Here is a 24,044-nt window from a genome sequence, read left to right as displayed (position 1 = left end):
AAGTGGCTGGGGTTAATAGCTCCAGCCATTTTTGCAATATGAGCATATTGGAGTAAGAATATGAGCGATAAAAGTGAACGCAGAAAGAGAATAAGACGGGAAAAGCGGCGGCAGAGAAGAAAAGAAAGAAGCTTTAAACGTATAGTCAGAACGATATTTGGCTGGTTGTTGTCTGTTTTGATTGCAATCGTACTGGGATATGGAATGGTATCTTATTGTTTTCAGACTGTGTATGTGGTTGGGGACTCGATGAGTCCGGTGTGCATAAATCAAGATAAGGTTACAGTAAATAAGTTATGTTACCTTCTTGGCTCTCCGGATCGATATGACATAGTAGCATATAGAAGTGTTGATACACCGGATGAATATTATGATATTAAACGTGTGATCGGTTTACCGGGAGAGACCGTGCAGATAAAGGATGGCAAGGTCTACATTAATGATAAAGAACTTACGGATACTCCGTTCAGTGATTATATCTTTACGGCAGGGCTTGCAGAGAACACGATCACACTTGCTGATGATGAATATTTTCTTCTTGGAGATAATGTGAATAACAGCGAAGATTCCCGTTTCTTAAAAGTGGGAAACGTGAAAAAAGCTGAGTTATTAGGAAGGATAAAGAAACGATGAATATACAGTGGTATCCGGGACATATGACAAAAGCAAAACGTATGATGCAGGAAGATATCAAGCTGATCGATGTTGTGATCGAGCTGATCGATGCCAGAGTGCCATACAGCAGTAAAAATCCTGATATTGATGCTTTAGCTGCGAATAAATACAGATTGATTTTATTGAATAAAACAGATCTGGCAGACGCAGCTGTGACCGCGGAATGGGAAGCATATTATAAGGAAAAAGGTTTTTTTGTTGCTAAGATCAATGCCAGATCCGGGGATGGAATGAAGAATATTAGCAATGTAGTAAAGGAAGCATGTAAAGAGAAAATTGAACGTGACAGAAAGCGTGGAATCATTAATCGTCCGCTTCGTGCCATGATCGTCGGTATTCCAAATGTCGGTAAGTCTACATTTATTAATTCTTATGCCAGAAAGGCGTGTACAAAGGTTGGCAACAAGCCGGGTGTTACAAAAGGAAAGCAATGGATACGTCTTGGAAAGGATATTGAATTATTGGATACCCCGGGAATATTATGGCCCAAATTTGATGATAAAGAGGTTGGATTACGACTTGCATTTATCGGATCGATCAATGATGAGATCTTAAGTATTACTGACCTTGCGTATGAATTGATCAAATTTTTACAATTAAACTATTGTCAGAGCCTTGCAGATAGGTATAATATTAATGATGATGACGACAGTGTTCATATTCTGGAACAGATTGCCGAGAAACGTGCGTGCATCAAAAAGGGTGGAGAATTAGACATTGATAAGGCGGCTGCGCTCCTGCTTGATGATTATCGTTCGGGCAAGTTGGGCAGAATCTCACTGGAACGTCCGAGTATGGTAAAGGATAAATAGTTATTATGAAAGAAGATAATGAACGCGTAGAAGCGTTAAATGCAATATTTGATGATGATCCCATGCGGAAAGAGCGTGAAAAAGAGATCAGAAAGCTTGAAAAGAAACGTGAAAAGCAGCTTGCGAAGCTGCAAAAAAAAGGGATCGATCCGGAACAGCAGAGATCAGAAGAAGCAGTAAAAGAGGCGGATGCAGATGAAAAGGAAGCATCTGATAAGGTTTTAAATGAGGATGGAGAAGCGATAACCAATTATTTCGCAGAATCCGATCCGGCATCGAACACTCATGTTCAGGATGAAGTTGATAAGCCGAAAAAAAAGAAGAAAAAAGAAAAGAAAAAGCAGGAGAAAGAGGAGATCAATATCGTAAAAGATTTAATTAGTCTTGCCATTTATATTCTTGCGATCGTTGCGGTATGCTGGCTGATTCTTACCTATGTGGGACAGCGTACAGAAGTAAGCGGAGATTCCATGAATGATACTCTGCATGATGGTGATAGTTTATGGATCGATAAGCTGTCTTATCGCTTTAAAGATCCTGAAAGATTTGATATTGTGGTATTTCCTTATGAGGAAGAGGATGAGACCTATTATATCAAACGAATCATCGGTCTTCCCGGCGAAACCGTTTATATTGATGAAGATGGTGTGATCTATATTAATGATGAGCCGTTAGAAGAAAATTATGGTAAAGAAGTGATCGAAGAAAATCATCGAGGACTTGCGGCAGAAGCGGTTACGCTCGGAGATGATGAGTATTTCGTAATGGGAGACAACCGGAATAACAGCCGGGACAGCAGATTGTCAGATGTCGGAAATATACATAAGGACAAGTTTGTTGGTAAAGCAGTATTCCGTTTTACCGGTGGATTCGGTTTTTTAAATAAAGAAGAACAATAAGTACAGATAAATGGCTGTCGTGTAAGAAACAACAGCCATTTATGCTTATATGAGGATGAGATGGAAAATAAAAGAAAAAGTATAACAGAGATTAAATCCGAATTTGCAAATGCAGATATTCATTCAGTCAGACAGGTGATGGAAAGATATGCAGAGGATGACAGAGAAGGTGTAAAAAAACTGATCCTTTCTGCTGAAAAGAAGCTTACAGCACATCAAAAAGAGCTTGACCGGATGGAGCATATGTTTGAATATGAGAGACAGCATGCGGACTGTCAGTATATCTGTGGAATTGATGAGGTAGGCCGTGGTCCGCTTGCAGGTCCGGTAGTAGCTGCGGCTGTCATTCTGCCGGAGAATTGCGATATTCTATACCTGAATGATTCCAAGCAGCTCTCTGAAAAGAAGCGTGAAGAATTATATGATGAGATTACAGAAAAAGCGGTTGCTTACGGAATCGGTATGGCAGATGAGAAGCTGATCGATCAGATCAATATTTTAAATGCGGATTATGAGGCCATGCGGATCGCGATACATAAGCTTGCCGTGAAGCCGGATCTGTTATTAAACGATGCGGTCAGAATACCGGAGGTAGAGATACCACAGGTATCGATCATTAAAGGAGATGCAAAGTCGGCTTCGATCGCCGCTGCCAGTATTATTGCAAAGGTAACGAGGGATCGGTTAATGGTCGCTTATGATGAGATCTATCCCGGGTATGGATTTGCAAAGAATAAAGGGTATGGTTCGAAAGAGCATATAGAAGCATTAAAAACAATTGGACCATGTGAGATCCACAGAAGATCATTTATTACACATTTCTGGAAAGAATAGTAGAAAGAAAAAGGGGAACAGTCAGTATCGAGCGTTATAATACGAGAAAAAAAGGAACAGAATATGAAGACATGGCTGCATTATATCTGAAAGATACAGGGTATCGGATATTTGCCAGAAATTATCGGATTTCTGCCGGAGAGATCGACCTGATCGCAGGAAAAGACGGGTATCTGATATTTGTAGAAGTAAAATACCGGAGCAACAGCAGACATGGTTCACCGGAATCAGCAGTAACGCCTGCCAAGCAGCGGCAGATCAGTAAGGTAGCTGTGTATTATATGAAACGATATGGATATGATCCGTATAACACACCGGTAAGATTTGATGTTATTGCTGTGACGGAAAATGAGATTCGTCATATTGAGGATGCGTTTCCTTATCAAGGATATTATTAAGGCTATGAGGTATGAAGATGTATAACATAATATATATCAATCAGGATAAAACTACAGAGATAAAAGTGAAGAACGGAGTTCCGTATATCGTATTCAAGAATCTGGAACTGCCCGGTATCGTGCATGGGTTTTCGACAAGGCTTGGAGGTGTCAGTGAGGGAATCTATTCTACGATGAACTTGAGCTTTCATCGTGGAGATGATATGGATGCGGTGATGGAGAACCATAGGAGACTGGCACAGGCAGTCGGATATGATCACAGAAGACTGGTATTTTCCGATCAGGTACATGAAACAGTGATCCGCAAAGTGACAGAGGAAGATGCCGGAAAAGGGATCACAAGAGAATCAGATATAACGGGGACAGATGGCCTGATGACGAATGTAAAGGATCTGCCGCTGATCACATTTTATGCAGACTGTGTACCGGTATTCTTCTACGATCCGGTAAAAGAAGTTGTAGCCATGAATCATTCCGGTTGGCGGGGAACAGTTAAGAATATCAGCCGGCATATGGTTGAAGCACTAAATAAAGAATATGGCTGTGAGGCTTCGGATCTGATCTGTGCGGTCGGACCGTCTATTTGTCAGAACTGTTATGAGGTAAGTGAGGATGTAGCTGAGGCATTTAAGGATGCTTATTTACCGGAACAGTACATGAAAATGACAAAAAATATTGGAAATGGTAAGTATTTGCTTGATTTACACCGGGCAAATTATTATAATCTGACTGGTGCAGGTATATTGCCTGAACATATAAATGTAACCGACATATGTACATGCTGCAATCCGGATTTCCTGTTTTCACACAGGGCGAGCCATGGAAAACGTGGCAATCTGGGAGCTGTTATCATGCTGAAATCGACAGCAGACGGAGGAAACGTAAATGAGTAAACCGATAGTAGCCATCGTTGGACGACCAAATGTAGGTAAATCTACCCTGTTCAATGCACTGGCAGGAGAGAAAATTTCAATTGTAAAAGATACGCCAGGCGTAACCAGAGACAGAATCTATGCAGATGTGAGCTGGCTCGATTATAATTTTACGATCATAGATACCGGTGGAATTGAGCCGGAAAGCGACAATATTATTTTAAAAAGTATGCGGGAGCAGGCAGAGATTGCCATTGAAACCGCGGATGTTATTATATTTATGACAGATGTCAGACAGGGACTTGTGGATGATGATCATAAGGTAGTCCAGATGCTCCGTAAATCCAAGAAGCCGGTGATCCTTGTGGTAAATAAGGTAGATAGCTTTGAGAAATATATGAATGATGTATACGAGTTCTATAATCTCGGACTGGGTGATCCTGTTCCGATATCCGGTGCATCCAGACTTGGAATCGGAGATATGTTAGATGAGGTTGTCTCTCATTTTGATGAAGATTCAAAAAATGAAGAGGAAGATGACAGACCTAGAATTGCCATTATCGGCAAGCCGAATGTAGGTAAGTCATCGATCATCAACAAGCTTCTCGGAGAGAATCGTGTGATCGTATCTGATATTGCCGGAACGACCAGAGATGCGATCGATACCGAAATCGTGAGAAATGGAACGGAATACGTATTTATTGATACTGCAGGACTTCGAAGAAAGAGCAAGATCAAGGAGGATATCGAGCGTTACAGTATCATTCGTACCGTATCGGCTGTTGAACGCTGTAATGTAGCTGTACTGGTTATTGATGCGACAGAGGGTGTCACGGATCAGGATGCAAAGATCGCAGGCATTGCTCATGAACGTGGAAAAGGAATGATCATTGTTGTAAATAAATGGGATGCGGTGGAGAAAGACGATAAGACTATTTATAAGTTTACAAAGGAGATCCGTGAGAAGCTGTCCTATATGCCATATGCAGAATTATTATTTGTGTCAGCAGCCACAGGTCAGAGACTTCCGAAATTATTCGAAACGATTGATGCCGTTATCGAGAACCATTCGCTCCGTGTTGCCACCGGTGTATTGAATGAGATCATGACAGAAGCAGTTGCTATGCAGCAGCCGCCTACAGATAAAGGAAAACGTTTGAAGCTGTTTTATATTACTCAGGTAGCGGTTAAACCTCCTACATTTGTAATATTTGTAAATGATAAAGAACTGATGCATTTCTCTTACACACGTTATATTGAAAATAAGATCAGAGAAGCATTTGGTTTCCGAGGTACACCTCTAAAATTCATTATCAGGGAGAGAAAAGAAAAATAATGTTAATCTTAGCAAGAATCATATGTCTGGTCGGAGGATATTTTTTCGGTATTATCCAGACAAGCTATATCTATGGTAAATTACACGGTATCGATATCCGTGAATATGGAAGCGGAAATGCAGGCACTACAAATGCACTTCGGGTTCTGGGAAAGAAAGCGGGAGCGGTTGTCTTTCTGGGAGATCTTTTCAAATCAGTTGTAGCCTGCAGTATCACACATATCATTATGAATGCACTTGGTATTGAGAATGTGTATTTGTTCGTGATCTACACAGCGGCAGGCGTTGTTCTTGGGCACAATTTCCCATTTTATATGCAGTTTAAAGGCGGTAAGGGAATTGCAGCGACTTCCGGTATTGCGATCGGTCTGCTTGACTGGAGAGTTGCGTTGATCGAGCTTGGATTGTTTGTATTTTGCGTAGTGGTAACAAAATATGTATCGGTAGGTTCTATTTGTCTGGTACTCGGACTGATGGTCTCCTATACGATATTTGCTTATACCGGTTCTTATGGTTTTACATCTGATTCCATGAAGCTTGAAAGCTGTATCGTATTAGGACTTATTACTCTGCTTGCTATTTACAGGCACAAACAGAATATTGTAAGACTTATAAAAGGTACAGAGAATAAGTTTTCATTAAAAGATAAAAGAAAAACAAAAGAAGAACAGGCATAGGATAATAATTTGTGGTTTAATCGACCATGAAGTTTTATAAGATGGAGAGGTATATAGTATGATAATTGGTATTTTAGGAGCAGGAAGCTGGGGGTCAGCACTTGCAAACCTGTTGGCTGGAAATGGACATGATGTAACAGTCTGGTCTATAGATGAAAAAGAAATCGAGATGTTGAATACATACAGGGAACAGAAGGATCGTCTGCCGGGTGTTCATTTGAACGATACAATTGTATTTACAACAGATCTGGAACAGACGATAGATGGTAAGAAAATGATCATTTGTGCGGTTCCATCTCCTTTTATCCGAAGCACTGCAAAAAAGATAGCACCTTATATTACAAACGAACAGCTGATCGTTAATGTCAGCAAGGGTATTGAGGAAGCAACTTTGACTCCGATCGTAGAGATTATCGAGAGTGAGATACCGGGGGCAAAGGTAGCAGTCCTTTCCGGTCCAAGCCATGCGGAGGAAGTCGGTATCGGTATTCCGACTACTGTTGTAGCAGGTGCACGTGATATGGATACGGCAAAGCTGATTCAGAATACATTTATGAATGATGTCTTCCGTGTCTATACAAGTACAGATGTGACGGGAATCGAGCTTGGAGGCTCGGTTAAGAATGTTATCGCACTGGCTGCCGGAATCACAGACGGACTAGGATTCGGAGATAATACAAAAGCAGCGTTAATGACCAGAGGCATGGCAGAAATAATAAGACTCGGTACTGCAATGGGCGCTCACGTTGAGACTCTTGCCGGTTTGTCAGGTATGGGAGATCTGATCGTGACATGTACGTCCAGACACAGTCGTAATAGGAATGCCGGTTATCTGATCGGACAGGGAAAGAGCTATAAAGAAGCAATGGCTGAGGTTAAAATGGTTGTAGAGGGAGTATACTCAGCAAAAGCAACCCTGAAGCTTGCGAAGAAATATGGTGTTGATATGCCAATCGTTGAAGAGGTAAACAAGGTTTTGTTCGAGGGAAAGCCTGCTCGTGAAGCAGTGGTAGATCTGCTTACCAGAGACAGAAAAGCAGAGATATCTGTAGAGGAATAATTTTCTGACATACTTATAAAAGTACATTCATATATTACTTATATGATAATCTTTACATAGGAAACAGATTTTGTATTTCGGGTTGGACACATATATTGCGGAATACAAAAACAGGAACGGAAAATGTGTAAGAAATGCAGGAGGTATATATGGAAGGCTTTAATGTGTATAATGACATCAATGCCAGAACAAACGGAGAGATCTATCTGGGTATTGTCGGACCTGTTCGGACAGGAAAATCAACATTTATCAAACGTTTTATGGAGATGATGGTTCTTCCGAACATAAAAGATGAGAATGACCGCGAAATTGCTCTGGATGAGATGCCGCAATCGGCATCCGGTAAGACAATCATGACGACAGAACCGAAATTCATTCCGAAAGAAGGGGTGGAAATCCGGGTAGATGATGAGATTGATATGAGGGTTCGTCTGATCGATTGTGTCGGATATGTGGTAGACGGAGCTGAAGGGCAGACGGAAGATGGAAAAGAGCGTATGGTTAAGACACCATGGTATGATTATGATATTCCATTTGCCAAGGCGGCAGAGATCGGAACGAAGAAGGTTATAAACAGTCATTCAACGGTCGGGATTGTGGTGACCTGTGATGGAAGCTTTGGCGATCTTGCCAGAGAGAGTTATATCGATGCAGAGGAAAAAACAATTGCAGAGTTAAAGTCAATCGGGAAACCCTTTGTTGTTATATTGAATTCGAATCGTCCGGGTGCAGCCGAGACAAAGGAACTGGCAGATTTGATGGTAGAAAAGTATGGAGTAGCTGTTCTTCCGGTTAACTGCGATCAACTGAACAGGAAGGATATCAATGAGATCTTTACTTCCATGTTATACAGTTTTCCGATCACATGTATTAATTTTGTAATTCCCAAATGGTTAGAAGTATCGGAAAATGAAAACAAGATCAAAAAGAGTGTCATCGAGAATGCCATGGATATACTGAATGGCAATCAGCATATCTATGACATGGTTCATTGTTCGTTCCCTGAAAACGAATATGTGGAAAAATATACATATAACAATATAAATCTGGCAGACGGTTCATTGAATGTACAGGTAACGATCTATAACAGATATTATTACGAGATGCTTTCCGATATGCTGGGAACAGATATTCATAATGAATATGATTTTATAACTGAAATAAAGGAAATGGCAGAAAAGAAGAAATTCTGCAATGGAGTCATGAATGCACTTGAAGGTGTAAAAAATGGCGGATACGGGCTTGTAATGCCCGAAAAAGAGGATATTACGCTTGAGACACCGGAGCTTATAAAATCCGGTAACAAATATGGTGTTAAGATCAAAGCAGAAGCGCCCTCCGTACATATGATCAAGGCGAATATCACAACGGAGATCGCACCTATCATTGGTACGAAGGAACAAGCAGAAGATCTGGTAGAGTATATTAAGACCAGTACCGGAGAAAACGGAGAAGATATCTGGGATGTTAATATATTTGGAAAATCGATCGAGCAGCTTGTAGAAGATGGATTAAATACTAAGACAAACAAGATGAATGTAGAAAGTAAGCAGAAGTTACAGGACACCATGGAAAAGATCGTGAATGACGGAAATGGTGGACTGGTCTGTATTATTATATAATCATACAAAGAACAGATGCAGAGACTTACATGGTATCTGTGAGTGATAAAGGGAGAAACTATGTCGGCAATCGATGTAAAACTTAACGTATTTGAAGGACCGCTTGATCTGCTCCTTCATCTGATCGAAAAGAATAAAGTAAATATCTATGATATACCGATTGTAACGATCACAGAACAGTATCTGGATTATGTGAATCATATGGAGGAGGAAGATCTGGATGTTATGAGTGAGTTCCTCGTAATGGCGGCAACTCTGATTCGTATTAAATCCAAAATGCTTCTTCCTAAAGTGACGGAAGATGACGAAGAGGAAGAAGATCCAAGAGACGAGCTTGTTCGAAGGCTGTTGGAATATAAGATGTACAAATATGCAGCAAGTGAGCTGAAGGATCTGGAGCTTGATGGCGCAAAGGCATTCTATAAAAAAGAAAGCATTCCTGCTGAGGTGAAGAATTTCAAGCCAGCAGTAGATACGGTTGCTTTGATCTCTGAATATGACATCAATCTGGAAAGGCTGAATGAGATTTTTAAGTCTGTGATGCGGAAACAGGTTGAAAAGGTAGATCCGATCCGTAGTAAGTTTAAGAACATTGAAAGAGAAGAAATCTCTCTGGAAGCTAAGATGGCTGAGATTCGGGAACAGGTTCGTGGACTTGCCGGAATCAACTTTCGGACGCTGCTTGAGATGCAGGCTTCAAGGTCGAACATTATAGTAACGTTTCTTGCAATCTTAGAGCTTATGAAAATCGGAGCGATCCAGATTCGGCAGGAAGAAATCTTTGGAGAGATCATCATTGATTCTCGGGATGACATTGAAACATATGAGTTGAACAGTTTTACTGTCAGCGCAGATAAAGAAGATACGAATGAGTCTGCTTCCGCAGAGGAAAAGCCGGACACGATTTAAGAGGCTGATAATGAAACGGATGAGACAGGACGAGGATAAAACAGGTATGGATAAGATAAAAGAGAACGAAGCAGCATATAATTTAAAAGAATATGACAGCGATAAGAGTAATGAGGAAGATGTATCCAGAACAGTTCAGGCAGATCTGTCAGATGCAGGTGAGCAAGATATGACGCCGGAGAATACAGAGAAACAGCCGGTTACTTATAAAGAATACAGTACAGAATATCTTGTATCTGCGGTTGAGGCTATACTGTTTTCCATCGGAGAATCTGTGTCGGTTGACAGATTGGCAAAGGCACTTGAGATGGAAATAAAAAAGCTGTCCAAACAGATGGAAGAGGTACTTGCGATCTACAATCAGTCAGATCGTGGCATCAAGATGGTAGAACTTGAAAACGCTTATCAATTATGTACCAGAAATGAATACTACGATGTACTTACAAAGGTTGTCTGTACACCTAAGAAGCCGAATCTGACAGATGTACTTCTTGAAACCTTATCAATCGTAGCTTATAAACAGCCAATCACCAGACCGGAGATAGAGGCTATTCGAGGAGTTTCCTGTGCACATGCGATCAATAAGCTTATGGAATATGGATTAGTAGATGAGGTTGGACGGTTGGATGCTCCGGGACGACCGATTCTTTTTGGAACAACAGAAGAGTTTCTGCGAAGCTTTGGTGTTGCATCCACGGAAGAACTTCCGATGATCAGCCCGGATAAGATTGAGGATTTCAAGAAAGAAGCTCAGGAAGAGGCAAACGAGATCACACTTGGTTTGGATAATGAGTCATAAAGCAGCCGGATACGGAATATAATTTTATGAATAAAGAATATATCCGGTGATGATATGACTGAAATATATAAAAAATATCATAAAAAAAGAAAGAAACCTGCGGGAAGAATGAAACAAAAAATTCCGGCAGGTTTTCTGTTTGCATGGTTTCTGACAGCAGCCGTGCTGCTTGGTTCCGTGATCCCTGTAAAAGCGTTAAATATGCCTGTATGCCAGATACCATATTATCGAACGGAGGGCATCAGGCAGGATAATAATACCGGTCGGACTGCTTCAGAAGTGAAGCTCTCGGACAATGACCTTCATGCTTTATCAGCTATCCTGTTGGATGGAAAAAATGGCAGGGTACTGTATGATAAAGCTGGTGAAGAGGTTCGGGCAAATGCCAGTACAACGAAGATTTTAACCTGTATCCTTGCGCTGGAATATGGTGATCCCGATGATATCGTTATAGTATCCTCTTATGCGGCAAAGATGCCGGATGTTCAGTTGAATATCAGAGAGGGTGAAGAATACCGGTTAAAAGATCTGCTTTATTCGCTGATGCTTGAAAGTCATAACGACAGTGCTGTTGCAATAGCTGAATATATTGGTGGAAGCGTTGAAGCATTTGCCGATCTGATGAATCGAAAAGCAATAGAAGTCGGCTGTACAAATACACATTTTATTACGCCTAATGGGCTGGATGCAAAGGATGAATATGGGATTCACGGAACGACCGCAGAGGATCTTGCCCGGATCATGCGGTATTGTATCAGAGAGTCACCGAAACGGGAACAGTTTCTTGCTATAACAAGAACAGCTACATATTCCTTTACAAATGTAGGGGGAACGAGAAGCTTTAGCTGTTCCAATCATAATGCTTTTCTGAATATGATGGATGGAGCTTTGACCGGAAAAACGGGATTTACCGGATCTGCAGGATATTGTTATGTCGGAGCGTTGGAGCGGGATGGAAAAATACTGATCGTTGCCCTTCTTGGCTGTGGGTGGCCGGGAAATAAGACCTATAAATGGGCAGATACAAAAAAATTAATGAATTACGGACTAGCAAATTATCAGGAGCATGTAATTACTGATGATATACTTCAAAAGAATAAGATACCGGTTCTTTCGGATTCTGTTTATGGAACAATAAAAGAAGATACAGAGACAGTTGGCTGGGAATGTCATTTTTCGGAAACTCTGCTTTTGCGGACAGATGAACAGATCTCGGTTAAGTATCTGCTGCCTGAGTATCTGAAATGCCCGATATATGCAGGAATGCAGGCAGGTTCTGTGGTGTTGTTAATTGGTGGGAAAGCATTTGCAATCTATTCGGTGACAATAACAGAAAATGTTCAAAGTGAATCTTTGTATGATTTCATGAAGGAATATGTAAAAGACTACATAGACAGGAATTTCTTCTGATTAGACTGTAATAATTCAGTAATCGGAAAGAGTATGATCTATAATAGATGACAGATGTAAGAAAGTCTATAAGGAGGATATAATTTGAGACAGTTTGTAATGATAGGCGGAGATATGCGTTGTCATTATCTGGCAGCATATTTAAAAGAACAGGGAGTATATGTTACAACATATAAAGTGCCAGACTGTGAGGATGAATACAGCAGCTGGCCAATGCTTTCTGAAACTTTCAGAAATGACAGTACTGTTGAAGAAAGGGTATTGTTATTACCTGTTCCGGTTGCAAAAGACGGAATCCATATCAATGGATGTACAGAGCTTGCGATAGAAAATATTGCAGGGAGTCTTACAGCTTTTGATTTTGTATGCGGGGGAGTGCTCCCATCCGGGCTGACAGATGCCTGTACAGCAGCCGGTGTACCATATTATGATTATATGAAGGATGATTGTGTGGCGTTAAAGAACGCAGTTGCTACGGCGGAGGGGGCTATAGCTGAAAGCTTTATGATGAGTGATATTAATATTGAGAACAGCAAATGTCTTGTCACCGGATATGGAAGATGTGGCCGTGTGCTTGCACAGAAGCTCCTTCGTATGGGCGCTGAGGTAACGGTTACAACCAGAAGTGTGGAAGCATGTTTTAAGGCGGCAATGGGAGACTGCCATACGATTCTATTAAATCAGCTTGGCTCAGACAATAAGCTTGATCAGTTTGATTTTTGTTATAATACCATACCTGCGCCTGTATTAAATCGAGATATATTATCAAAGTTCCGACAAAATATAGTGATCCTTGATATCGCATCGATGCCCGGTGGAACAGATTTTTCCTATCTGGATGAAAGAGGGATAAGATACCGACACAGTCTGGGTATTCCGGGACGCTATTCACCGAAGACTTCGGGCGAGATCCTTGGAGAGGCGGTTTTGGAGTATCTGCTTTTTTGAGTCACATGTCATGATGTTCTGCATAATCTATAATAAACATAAAATTTCTCTGCAAAGGTAATTGTTTTATGAGTTAATTAAATAAAAACCTGACTACCTGCCGGAATATTGATTTTATGGAGTTCATATAGCATGGAAAGGATTATAGATATGAGTTTATCAGGGTGCAATTGCGGCGTTGCAATAACCGGTTCTTTTTGTACTTTTGATAAAGTAAAGATAGAGATAGAGGAAATGACGAAAATGGGAATATCGGTGTATCCGATCTTTTCTGATCGTTCGGCGACATACGACACCAGATTTGGTAAAAGTGATGAATTTGTAAAAGACATTCAGAGGATTACAGGGAAGAAGGGAATATTTACGATTCAGGAGGCAGAACCGATCGGTCCTAAGGCATATCTGGATGTATTGGTGATCGCCCCATGTACCGGAAATACACTCGCAAAGCTGTGTAACGGTATAACGGATTCTCCTGTGCTGATGGCAGCAAAGGCACATATCAGGAATAATAAACCACTGATCATCAGCATATCGACAAATGATGCGATGGGAATGAATTTTAAGAATATCGGAATGCTTATGAATATGAAAAATATTTATTTTGTTCCTTTTTATCAGGATGATCCTGTAAAGAAACCGAATTCCCTGATCGGAAAACTGTCTATGATACCGGATACGATAGAGGAGGCTTTAAAGGGGAAGCAGATTCAGCCGGTGTTATGTGACAAATAAAAAGAATGAGAGCCTGTAACCTTAATTTCATTTGATGCCCTATATAATTACATGACTTGCTTCATTTCTATTCGACTCGCACGCGTATTTGTCAGCAGTCGCCCAAACTCACCCTAACGGGTTCAAACATGGGCTTGGTGCTGACAGCTGGTGCAAGTCTCATAACGAAATTACGCAAATGTTAGTAATTTATGTAGGGCATCATACTGAATTATAGGTTACATGCTCTTTATTTACTTTATAGGAGGTTTGTTTTTATAAGATAAATAATCTGCTGGAAAAGGGGCGATAGAGTATCGGGCATTTTGGAGTTCTGGTATATAAGATATAAACACCCACCGGCTGGTGGGTGTTATGATCAGAATTCGATGGAGATCTGGTATTCTTTCAGCCAGTAGTTGATCTGTAATAAGTACGCCATCATCTGTGGACCTGCCATCAACTGACCATACCAAGGCTTTCCGTAATCTTTCGGTGATTCCAGAAACTGCAGAACTGCTTTTTTTTCCAGAAATCGGTTGACAGGGCTTGTAGGATCATCGATCACTTCTCTTAAGCGGTCGGCAAGGATCGTTTCATAAAGCGGGTTATATGTCTTTGGATACGGGCTTTTCTTCCGGAACAGGATCTCATTTGGCACGAGATTCACGGCAGCATGGCGGAGCAGACTTTTTTCGGTCTGATTTCTGTATTTGTATTTCCACGGAACATTGAAGACATATTGCAGAAGATGAATATCCGCAAATGGTACTCTGGCTTCCAGACCATTATACATACTGGTACGATCCATACGGTCAAGCAGGGTCTGCATAAACATCCGGATGTTCATATAGCCAATCCGGCGGCGGGATTTCTCGATATCTGATTCTTCCGGCAGAACCGGAATCTCCGAGATGATCTGGTGGTAAAGATTTTTCACATAGTCATCCATCTGTAAGGCATCTGCAAACTCCGGATCTAACAGCTGCTTTCTCGGTGTGAGATCGATCATCCATGGAAATGTATCGGATGCAAGCAGATCTTCCCGGTAGAACCATGGATAACCACCGAATATCTCGTCTGCACATTCGCCGGTCAAAACAACCTTATTGTGTTCGGACACCCGTTTACAGAAATACAATAACGAAGAGTCGACATCTGCCATGGTTGGTTGATCCCTCGACAGAACCGAGTCATAGAGAAGATCGGCAAGTTCCTCCATATTACAGGTTAAGTAGTGATGGGAGGTTCCGAGATAGGATACCATCTGATCGACATAAGGACGATCCTGTTCCGGCTGAAAGGCATTTGATTTGAAATAACGCGCATTATCTGTAAAGTCAAAGGAATAGGTATCAAGCACCTGTCCGCGTTCTTTTAATTCATTTGCACAGACAGCACTTACGATCGAGGAATCGATACCTCCTGACAGGAAGGTACAGATTGGAACATCGGATACAATCTGTCGTTTGATCGCATTTTTAAGAAGATCGGCAGTCTTCTCGATCGTTGTTTTGTAATCGTCGGTATGAGGCATGCTCTTTATTCGGAAATAGCAGATCGTGGATTGACCGAAACGATCGTACCGCAGATAATATCCTGGCTTGATTTCATTTATTCCTTTAAATACGCCACAGCCCGGAGTTTTGGACGGCCCAATGGCGAAGATTTCACATAAGCCTTTTTTATCCAGTCTAGGAAATGTGCCGGGATAACAGAACAGTGCCTTTCGCTCTGAGGCAAATACCAGCGTTTCGTCAGACAGAAAAGTATAGTAAAGTGGTTTTACCCCGAACGGATCACGGTAAAGGAAGATGGACTGCTCCATATGGTCATAGATCGCAAATGCAAAAATACCATTTACCTTTTCTACAAAATCAGGTCCGTAGTATATGTAGGAGAGCAGCAGGACTTCGGTGTCCGATGTTGTGGTAAAACTGTATCCATGTGAGATAAGAGGCTGCTTTAATTTATCTGTATTATAGATCTCACCATTAAATACAATCGTAAAGCTTCTGCCTGCGACCGTACGGGTCATTGGTTGGATTCCGGCCTTGATATCACGGATGGATAATCTGGTATGCGACAGACCGCAGGTATCCGTCAGAAGGATACCGTCATCATCCGGCCCGCGGTGTTTTTGTTTTATGTTCATGTCAGATAGAATATTTTGAAAATGATTTTCTGCTTCGGTATATCTGCCATGTACATTATAGAATCCAGAGATAGAACACATAGCTAACTCACTTCATATTTTTCGTATAATTGTATGAGAAGTATTTGGTTATTATTCCTAAATAACACGTTGACTTTTTTCCTCATTTATGCTAAAGTAACAACAGTTTATATGTCAAATGCAATGACAAGGAGGAGTACATACAGGACCGGCTCCCAGAGAGAAGATGGTGGTGAGAATCTTCAGCTAGGATGTATGGAAGTAGCCTTCGAGCAGTGGACTGAAAAGCATAATTTCTTATGAAGTGCTAAGTAGGATTCAACGGATTTCCCCGTTACAGGAAAACGATATGACACAGGTAAAACTTGCAAGTATCGGATAAGAGCAGGAAGAACCTGAATTTAGGTGGTACCACGGATATGATTATTCGCCCTAAGCTGATATACGGCTTAGGGCTTTTTTAATGGATGTGAAAAAGCTCTTTTAGGAAATTTATATGAATGAAATTAAAGGAGGATATAGGTTATGGAGATTAATGGAGCACAGATGTTTGTAAAAGCATTACAGGAAGAACATGTTGATACACTGTTTGCCTATCCGGGTGGAACAGCGATCGACTTATTTGACGCATTATATGATGCGGAAGGAATCGATATGATCCTTCCAAGACATGAACAGGCACTTGTTCATGCGGCAGATGGATATGCAAGATCAACAGGGAAGGTTGGTGTATGCTTGGTTACCAGCGGTCCCGGTGCAACCAATCTGGTTACAGGAATTGCAACAGCAAACTATGACAGTGTTCCACTTGTATGTTTTACCGGACAGGTACCGATGAATCTGATCGGTAACGATGCCTTTCAGGAGGTTGACATCGTAGGTATCACGAGAAGTATTTGTAAGTATGCGGTAACAGTCAGAAAGAGAGAAGATCTGGCAAGGATTATCAAGAATGCATTCTATATCGCAAGAACAGGTAAGCCGGGTCCGGTACTGGTTGATATACCGAAGGATATCCAGTTGGCAATGGGGTCGGATGAATATCCGGATGAGGTAAATATCAGAGGATATAAGCCGTCTGAAGGCGTACATTCCGGTCAGCTTAAGAAGGCTCTGGCAGAATTAAATCGTGCCAAAAAACCGGTATTTTTGATCGGCGGTGGTGTAAATATCGCGCATGCAAGAAAAGAAATGCAGGAATTATGTGAATTGACAGGAATCCCTGTTGTTACTACGATCATGGGTAAGGGAGCAATTCCGACGGACCATCCTTTATATGTTGGTAATATCGGAATGCATGGAAATCTTGCATCCAATAAAGCAATCATGGAATGTGATGTCTTGTTCTCAATCGGAACCAGATTCAATGACCGTATCACCGGTACGATCGACACATTTGCAAAGAATGCAAAGATCATACATATCGATATCGACGCAGCATCAATCTCCAGAAATATCGAGGTAGACATCCCGATCGTAGCAGATGCAAAGCTTGCGATTACAAAGATGTTAAAATATGCAAAGAAATTAGATATAAGCGATTGGGTAGATGAGATCATGGAGGTGAAGAGACAGTATCCGATCAACATGAATTCTTATAAAGGTGTTACACCGGAGAAGATCATTAAGACCATTAATGAGATGTATGACAATCTCATCATTACAACCGATGTAGGGCAGAATCAGTTATGGACAACACAGTATATCGCACTTGGCGGAGAGAACCAGCTCTTAACCTCCGGTGGCCTTGGTACGATGGGATATGGACTTCCTGCTGCCATCGGTGCCAAGATTGGTAATCCGGATAAAAATGTTATCTGTATTTCCGGTGACGGTGGTGTGCAGATGAATATTCAGGAGATGGCGACTGCGGTTGCACAGGAGCTTCCGATCACAATCTGTATCTTAAATAACGGTTATCTTGGAAATGTACGTCAGTGGCAGGAGTTGTTCTTCAACAAGCGTTACAGCAGTACATGTCTGCGATACAGAAAGAGCTGTAATCATGACTGTCAGAATCCGGACAAATGCTGTCCGAAATATACACCGGATTTTGTAAAACTGGCGGAAAGCTATGAGGCACTTGGAATCCGTGTTACAAAGGAAGAAGAGATCAAGGCAGCATTTGAGCAGGCAAAGGCAAATACAAAGGGACCTACAGTTATAGAGTTCTATATTGATCCGACTGCAAATGTATTCCCGATGGTTCCGGGCGGCAAGTCATTAAATGATATGATCATGGATTGTTAAGGAGGATGGACATATGAGTGAAAAGAAAAGATGGATATGTTTATATGTTGAAAACGAAATAGGTGTACTTGCAAGGATTTCCGGCCTTTTTTCAGGCAAATCGTATAATCTGAACAGCCTGACAGTTGGTGAGACAGAGGATACGACTATATCCAGAATGACAATCAGTTTTACAAGCGATGATCGTATTTTTGAGCAGGTAAAGAAGCAGTTAAACCGTAGTGTGGAAGTAATCAAGGTGGTTGATTATACAGATATTCCGATTCATAATAAAGAGATTTTGTTTATTAAGGTCAAGGAATGTAATACGGATGATAAGGATGAGGTATTCCGCATTGCAAATGCATTTAATTTTAGAATTACCGACTACGATAAAAAGAATATTCTGGTAGAGTGTTTACAGACAGAGAATCAGAATAATGATGCGATCAAATTATTCAAACAGAGTTTTCCGAACCGAATCGAGGTCGTTCGAGGGGGAAGTGTTGCTGTAGAAGCAATCAGTATGTCAGAACGTTAAAGGGGAAAAAGATTATGAGATTTCTGATTCAAAGAGTGAATCATGCAAGTGTAACAGTAGATGATAAAGAGGTCGGAAAGATCGGAAAAGGTCTGCTGGTATTTGTAGGTGTATTCGAAGAAGATACAGAAGAAGTTGCAGATAAATTGATCCGTAAACTGCTGGGGCTTCGTATATTTGCAGACGAAAATGGCAAGACAAATCTTTCTCTTACAGATGTAAAAGGTGAGCTTCTGATCGTATCACAGTTTACTTTATGTGCAGACTGCAGGAAAGGAAATCGTCCTTCTTTTACAAAGGCGGGTAACCCCGATAAGGCAAATAAGTTATATGAATATATCCTGTCTGCCTGTAGAGAGAAGAATACTGTTACGGAAAGCGGCGTTTTCGGTGCGGATATGAGAGTGGATCTGTCTAATGACGGACCGTTTACAATTCTGCTTGATAGTCAAGAAATGTAAAAGAATACATGAAAATAGCTTAGACTTGAATATCTTTCATGAAAAATTGTAAATTTTTTTAAAAACATACGATTATTTCTTGAAAAACATACAAAGAATTAATATAATTAAGTTTAGGTTATGTTAAAAAAACACGAAAAGGAGAAGCACTATAATGTTAACAAAGGAAAGCATTGAAGAAAAGACCTTTAAAAAGGGACTTTTTGGTTATAATAAAGATGAAGTAAATTCATTTATGAGAGAAGTATCGGATGAGTTTGCTTCATTACAGGCAAAATATGATGCAGCTGCAGCAGAAAATGAACTGGCTCAGAATTCTCTCAGAGAGAATAGCGTAAAGATCTATGAATTAGAGAAACAGTTGGAGCAGGCTGCTCCGGGTTCCAAAAAGGAACAGAATGCAGCAAACAATGAAGCCAACAGAATCATTAACGATGCAAAGAAGCGTGCAAATGAAGTTCTTTCAAATGCAAAGGCAGAGCTTGCAAAGTTAAAAGCAGAGATGGAAGAAATTAAGGCAAATGGTGGTGTTGCAACAGCAACAGCAGGTACTGCTTCATCCATTAATGAGGATGCATTAGAAGCTGATCCTATTACTAAGCTGAAGATGAAGTCTCAGACAACAAATGAACCTCAGAAGTTAAAGATGAAGCCAAAGGAAGAACCGAAAGAGGAAAGCAAACCACAGGCATTTGCAGGTAAGAGTGCTGTAACAGAGGATGAAGAAGATGAAGTAATTGTAGGAGAAATCGAAGAAGGCGTTAAGCGTAATCAGGTTCTGATCGGTGATGGCGACGAGGAAGACGATTTCGAGTTCTTATAAAGCGGGTTTGTTTATATGACATACAGGGAATGTCTTGATTATTTTAATGAATTATCCTTGCATAAGAATATAGATGGATTACAGGATGATACGTATTTCCAGTTTGATGTTATTGGACGTGATAGCGGGCATTTTTACATTCATTTGAAAGATGATACATTTGAGGTCTCTTTGGGGGAATATAAGCAACGAAATGTTCAGTTTATCGTTACAGTATCCTGCCTGGAGAAAGTAATAAATGGAGTGATGGATCCGATTTATGCATATGCAACCGGAAAATTGAATATTACCGGAGATGTGTCGTTAGGTAGAAATTTTCTATCACGCATCATAAAGGATTAAAAAAGGAACCTGCCAGTTGTTATTTGGCAGGTTCCTTTTTACCATACATATAATTGTTATTAAAAAGAAATTTCATATTCTTTTATCGTTTTTTATAACAGATCTGCAACTTCTTTTAAGAGACGTTCTGTCTTTTCCCATCCGAGACAAGGGTCTGTGATGGATTTGCCATAGCATCCTCCGCCAACCGGCTGATTACCATCTTCGATATAACTTTCAACCATAACACCTTTTACAAGTTCTTTGATATCAGGATCATAATTGCGGCTGTGGATAACCTCTTTTACGATTCTTGGCTGCTCATCGAATTTTTTGCCTGAATTGTTATGATTTGCATCAACGATACATGAATGATTTACCAGATTGAACTTCTGGTATGATTCATATAAAAGACGCAGATCTTCGTAGTGGTAGTTTGAGATGGAACGACCGTGTTTGTTTAATGCACCTCTTAAGATACAATGGGTCAGTGGGTTTCCGTCTGTGTGGGCTTCCCATCCGGAATATAAGAAAGTATGCGGATGCTGTCCGGCAAGACAAGAATTCATCATAACAGTATAATCACCACTGGTTGGATTCTTCATGCCAACCGGAATGTCCATTCCACTTGCCGTTAATCTGTGCTGCTGATCCTCAACGGAACGTGCACCGATCGCTACATAGGATAAGATGTCGTCAACATATTGCCAGTTCTCGGAATAGAGCATTTCGTCTGCTGCTGTGAGTCCGGTTTCTTTGATCGCGCGGATATGCATTTTACGAATCGCATATAAACCTTCTAACATATCAGACGCCTTATTCGGATCCGGCTGATGTAACATCCCTTTGTATCCATCACCCGTTGTTCTTGGTTTGTTCGTATATATACGTGGAATTACAAGAATTTTATCTTTGACCTGTTCTGCAACCTTTGCCAGTCTGTTCTGATAGTCGCATACAGCATCTTCGTTATCAGCGGAACATGGACCAATTATAAATATAAATCGCTTGTCTTCTCCGGTAAAAATTTTTCTGATCTCTTCGTCTCGTTTTGCTTTAATGTCTTTGAGTTCCTGTGAGAGAGGATATAATTCTTTGATCTCTTCACCGGTTGGTACTCGTTTAACCAATTTCATACTCATTGATTTTCCTCCTGTTATAATTTGTCCAGTTAATAAATGACGAAAGTGTCATTATTTATTAAATTACCGCATATTGCGCATAATTCTGTAGTATTATAGCAGAATATAATTAATTATGAAAGAAAAATATCAACACAAACATTCTTTATTCATTTTTTTAAGCATAAATTGTATAAATGAACAGATTAGAGGGATGTTATTGAAACGGGTTAAAATGGGAAAGAGGGTAGGCAGAGCATTTATAGGTATGGTTCTTGGAATAGCACTTGTAGTCGGACATACCGACCGATCGGTAATATATAGTGTTGCTGAGCCAGAGGTGGTAACTGAGGAAAACGTACAGGAAGAACCGCTTACAGATGAAGCCGTAACAAATGGAACTGTAACAGATAGAACAGCAACAGATGAAATAGCGACAGATCAGTCCGGACTTCAATTGGAATCACCATTCTGTATCCTTATGGAAGCAACAACAGGAACGGTATTATATGAGAAAAATGCAGACGAGGCAAGGAAACCTGCATCCGTCACAAAGGTAATGACGCTGCTTCTGGTTTTTGAGGCAATGAAGGCAGGCGATTATCAGATGTCTGATATTGTAACTGTGAGTGAACATGCAGCTTCTATGGGTGGTTCACAATGTTTCTTTGAAACCGGTGAACAGCAGACGGTTGAAGATATGATAAAATGTATCATTATTGCATCAGGAAACGATGCGGCAGTTGCTATGGCAGAATTCACGGCAGGAAGCGAGGAAGCCTTTGTTCAGAGAATGAATGACAGGGCAAAGGAACTTGGAATGGAGCATACACATTTTGTCAATGCCTGTGGACTGGATGCAGATGGACATGAGACATCGGCAAGAGACATTGCAATTATGTCCAGACAGTTAATTGATGAACATCCTGAGATCCTGAAATATTCCGGTATCTGGATGGATTCGATCATACATAAAACCGCAAGGGGCGAGTCAAGATTTGACCTTGCTAATACAAATAAATTCCTTAATATATACACTGGGGCGACCGGGCTTAAAACTGGATATACGGCGACAGCCAAATACTGTATGTCGGCGACGGCGAACAGAAACGGCATTACATTGATCGCAGTTATCATGGGAGCTGAAACAAAGGATATCAGAAATAAAGAGGTCTGCAAGCTATTCGATTATGGATATGCAAACTGCAATCTGTATAAAGATGAAAATGTACTTGACACCCGCAGCGTTTCTATAGAAAATGGTATCAGTGACGAACTGGCGATTGAAAGTGCATCGGACTTCTCATCCGTTCTGCTTCGCGGAGAAAAGGCAGATGATGTGAAGAAGACACCGATTCAGGAAGAGACGCTTACAGCACCGATCAACAAAGGAGACGTGATTGGAAAAATGGAATATTCGATCAATGGCCGTGTACTTGGTTCAGTTGAGATTGTTGCTGCAGAAAATATAAAGAAAATGACGTTTGGCTATAGTTTTAAAAAAGTATTATATCTTGCCTTTCGTTCCTAGAGGAAGAGGAAATGTTATTCAATATTATCAGTATCATCTGTATATTTGCGCTTATCTGTCTGTTCGCAGTTCTGATTGAAAGCAGACGGGAGAATCACATGCTTTCGGTATCTCATTATACGATCACGGATAAAAGAATCAAAAAGTCTGCTACATTTGCGATGATCGCAGATCTTCATAATGCGGAATTCGGAGATAAAAATGAGGAGCTCATAAAAGAGATAAAAAAGATTGCTCCTGATGCAGTTTTGATCGCAGGAGATGTTATAGTCGGAAAGAAAGATGTCGGTTCGGGTGTTGCGATAGACCTTCTGCAAAAGCTTGGAAGTGAATTCCCTGTTTATATTTCAAAGGGAAATCATGAGATGCGAACCAGTTTATATACAGAGCAGTATGGAGATATCTGGGAAAATCTATATGAACAGACAAAGGATTATGTTCAATGGCTTATAAATGAGGAAATGATTCTGACATCTGAAAATATCCGGGTGGTGGGGCTTGACATGGATGCGGCTTATTACAGAAGATTCCGGCTTCTGAAGATGGAGACGGACTATCTGGTGGAGCTTCTTCCGACGAGACATCAGGATGCATATACGATATTACTTGCGCATAACCCGGATTATTTTTCGGTTTATGCGGAATGGGGAGCAGATCTGGTGTTATCCGGTCATGTACACGGGGGCATGATCATACTTCCGTTTTTTGGGGGAGTGATATCACCGATGGTACGGCTGTTTCCGAAATATTACCGGGGTATGTATGAATATCGCAATAAAAAAATGATCTTAACAGGTGGACTTGGTGGTCATACTTTAAAGTTTCGGGTCAATAATAAACCGGAGATATGCGTGATCCATTTGGAAGGAGAATAAC

Annotated in this window: 24 protein-coding genes and 1 other annotated feature; of the genes, 22 read left to right on the top strand and 2 right to left on the bottom strand. The window is 40.7% G+C overall.

Translation table 11 applies throughout. The features are described from left to right. The first annotated feature begins 60 nt into the window (after positions 1-60). The 15 genes from lepB (CLOL250_RS04365) (at position 61) to CLOL250_RS04295 (ending at position 13,986) form a co-directional block, all read left to right on the top strand. Positions 61-633, top strand: a complete 573-nt coding sequence (gene lepB, locus CLOL250_RS04365; protein ID WP_008400934.1) for a signal peptidase I — start codon at positions 61-63, stop codon at positions 631-633. Continuing rightward, entirely contained in the window at positions 630-1,487 is an 858-nt protein-coding gene (ylqF, locus tag CLOL250_RS04360; protein ID WP_008400933.1) for a ribosome biogenesis GTPase YlqF, read from the top strand. Before lepB (CLOL250_RS04365) ends, ylqF begins: the two co-directional genes overlap by 4 nt. 5 nt (positions 1,488-1,492) lie before the next feature. Next, a complete protein-coding gene (gene lepB / locus CLOL250_RS14310; protein WP_008400932.1) occupies positions 1,493-2,386 on the top strand; it encodes a signal peptidase I in 894 nt (297 codons plus the stop codon). A 60-nt stretch (positions 2,387-2,446) separates the two neighbouring features. Next, positions 2,447-3,220, top strand: coding sequence for a ribonuclease HII (locus CLOL250_RS04350; RefSeq protein ID WP_008400931.1), 774 nt, complete (start codon positions 2,447-2,449; stop codon positions 3,218-3,220). After that, positions 3,190-3,618 (top strand): YraN family protein, encoded by a 429-nt coding sequence (locus CLOL250_RS04345; RefSeq protein ID WP_446714950.1) that lies wholly within the window; start codon positions 3,190-3,192, stop codon positions 3,616-3,618. Before CLOL250_RS04350 ends, CLOL250_RS04345 begins: the two co-directional genes overlap by 31 nt. A gap of 17 nt (positions 3,619-3,635) precedes the next feature. Further along, positions 3,636-4,511, top strand: a complete 876-nt coding sequence (pgeF, locus tag CLOL250_RS04340; protein WP_044944983.1) for a peptidoglycan editing factor PgeF — start codon at positions 3,636-3,638, stop codon at positions 4,509-4,511. Further along, on the top strand, positions 4,504-5,826 hold the full coding sequence (gene der / locus CLOL250_RS04335) for a ribosome biogenesis GTPase Der (protein ID WP_008400926.1): 1,323 nt from the start codon (positions 4,504-4,506) through the stop codon (positions 5,824-5,826). The genes pgeF and der overlap by 8 nt, the downstream gene beginning before the upstream one ends. After that, complete coding sequence (plsY, locus tag CLOL250_RS04330; protein WP_008400925.1) at positions 5,826-6,503, top strand: glycerol-3-phosphate 1-O-acyltransferase PlsY; 678 nt, start codon at positions 5,826-5,828, stop codon at positions 6,501-6,503. Before der ends, plsY begins: the two co-directional genes overlap by 1 nt. A gap of 58 nt (positions 6,504-6,561) precedes the next feature. After that, a complete protein-coding gene (locus CLOL250_RS04325; protein ID WP_008400923.1) occupies positions 6,562-7,563 on the top strand; it encodes an NAD(P)H-dependent glycerol-3-phosphate dehydrogenase in 1,002 nt (333 codons plus the stop codon). A gap of 149 nt (positions 7,564-7,712) precedes the next feature. Then, entirely contained in the window at positions 7,713-9,185 is a 1,473-nt protein-coding gene (gene spoIVA, locus CLOL250_RS04320; protein WP_044944980.1) for a stage IV sporulation protein A, read from the top strand. A gap of 42 nt (positions 9,186-9,227) precedes the next feature. Then, a complete protein-coding gene (locus tag CLOL250_RS04315; RefSeq protein WP_008400921.1) occupies positions 9,228-10,094 on the top strand; it encodes a segregation and condensation protein A in 867 nt (288 codons plus the stop codon). Positions 10,095-10,104: 10 nt separating this feature from the next. Further along, positions 10,105-10,893 (top strand): SMC-Scp complex subunit ScpB, encoded by a 789-nt coding sequence (scpB, locus tag CLOL250_RS04310; RefSeq protein ID WP_008400920.1) that lies wholly within the window; start codon positions 10,105-10,107, stop codon positions 10,891-10,893. Positions 10,894-11,001: 108 nt separating this feature from the next. Next, positions 11,002-12,303, top strand: coding sequence for a D-alanyl-D-alanine carboxypeptidase family protein (locus CLOL250_RS04305; protein ID WP_274922237.1), 1,302 nt, complete (start codon positions 11,002-11,004; stop codon positions 12,301-12,303). Between the two features lie 84 nt (positions 12,304-12,387). Continuing rightward, a complete protein-coding gene (locus CLOL250_RS04300) occupies positions 12,388-13,251 on the top strand; it encodes a dipicolinate synthase subunit DpsA (protein ID WP_049941083.1) in 864 nt (287 codons plus the stop codon). Between the two features lie 150 nt (positions 13,252-13,401). Next, positions 13,402-13,986: a dipicolinate synthase subunit B gene (locus CLOL250_RS04295; RefSeq protein ID WP_044945074.1), complete on the top strand. Its 585-nt coding sequence runs from the start codon at positions 13,402-13,404 to the stop codon at positions 13,984-13,986. 358 nt (positions 13,987-14,344) lie between these two features. Here the strand turns inward: CLOL250_RS04295 and asnB are convergent, their stop codons facing one another. Beyond that, complete coding sequence (asnB, locus tag CLOL250_RS04290) at positions 14,345-16,201, bottom strand: asparagine synthase (glutamine-hydrolyzing) (protein ID WP_008400916.1); 1,857 nt, start codon at positions 16,199-16,201, stop codon at positions 14,345-14,347. Between the two features lie 114 nt (positions 16,202-16,315). Then, positions 16,316-16,579: a binding site (T-box leader), on the top strand. Between the two features lie 87 nt (positions 16,580-16,666). Here asnB and ilvB point away from each other — a divergent pair. The 5 genes from ilvB to CLOL250_RS04265 all read left to right on the top strand — a co-directional run bounded on the left by ilvB (position 16,667) and on the right by CLOL250_RS04265 (position 20,537). Continuing rightward, the gene (gene ilvB / locus CLOL250_RS04285; protein ID WP_008400914.1) at positions 16,667-18,391 is read left to right on the top strand and encodes a biosynthetic-type acetolactate synthase large subunit; all 1,725 of its coding nucleotides are present in this window, start codon (positions 16,667-16,669) and stop codon (positions 18,389-18,391) included. A 13-nt stretch (positions 18,392-18,404) separates the two neighbouring features. After that, positions 18,405-18,911 carry an acetolactate synthase small subunit gene (ilvN, locus tag CLOL250_RS04280; protein ID WP_008400912.1) on the top strand — a complete coding sequence of 169 codons (507 nt, stop codon included), beginning with the start codon at positions 18,405-18,407 and terminating at the stop codon, positions 18,909-18,911. A gap of 14 nt (positions 18,912-18,925) precedes the next feature. Then, positions 18,926-19,372 (top strand): D-aminoacyl-tRNA deacylase, encoded by a 447-nt coding sequence (dtd, locus tag CLOL250_RS04275; protein ID WP_008400911.1) that lies wholly within the window; start codon positions 18,926-18,928, stop codon positions 19,370-19,372. Between the two features lie 154 nt (positions 19,373-19,526). Beyond that, entirely contained in the window at positions 19,527-20,195 is a 669-nt protein-coding gene (locus tag CLOL250_RS04270; protein ID WP_008400909.1) for a DivIVA domain-containing protein, read from the top strand. 15 nt (positions 20,196-20,210) lie between these two features. Further along, on the top strand, positions 20,211-20,537 hold the full coding sequence (locus tag CLOL250_RS04265; protein ID WP_008400907.1) for an SCP2 sterol-binding domain-containing protein: 327 nt from the start codon (positions 20,211-20,213) through the stop codon (positions 20,535-20,537). A gap of 92 nt (positions 20,538-20,629) precedes the next feature. On the opposite strand, the gene CLOL250_RS04260 is transcribed toward CLOL250_RS04265, so the two are convergent. Next, positions 20,630-21,658 carry a 3-deoxy-7-phosphoheptulonate synthase gene (locus tag CLOL250_RS04260; protein ID WP_008400906.1) on the bottom strand — a complete coding sequence of 343 codons (1,029 nt, stop codon included), beginning with the start codon at positions 21,656-21,658 and terminating at the stop codon, positions 20,630-20,632. Between the two features lie 193 nt (positions 21,659-21,851). Between CLOL250_RS04260 and CLOL250_RS04255 the strand changes: the two genes are divergently transcribed. Together CLOL250_RS04255 and CLOL250_RS04250 are read left to right on the top strand one after the other, a co-directional pair. Then, positions 21,852-23,168: a D-alanyl-D-alanine carboxypeptidase family protein gene (locus CLOL250_RS04255; protein WP_446714948.1), complete on the top strand. Its 1,317-nt coding sequence runs from the start codon at positions 21,852-21,854 to the stop codon at positions 23,166-23,168. Positions 23,169-23,179: 11 nt separating this feature from the next. Continuing rightward, positions 23,180-24,043, top strand: a complete 864-nt coding sequence (locus CLOL250_RS04250) for a metallophosphoesterase (protein ID WP_008400904.1) — start codon at positions 23,180-23,182, stop codon at positions 24,041-24,043. Position 24,044: the final 1 nt, after the last annotated feature.

The sequence above is a fragment of the Clostridium sp. L2-50 genome (assembly GCF_000154245.1).
Taxonomy (GTDB): Bacteria; Bacillota; Clostridia; order Lachnospirales; family Lachnospiraceae; genus Coprococcus.
This window is presented reverse-complemented; position numbering and strand designations above follow the sequence as displayed.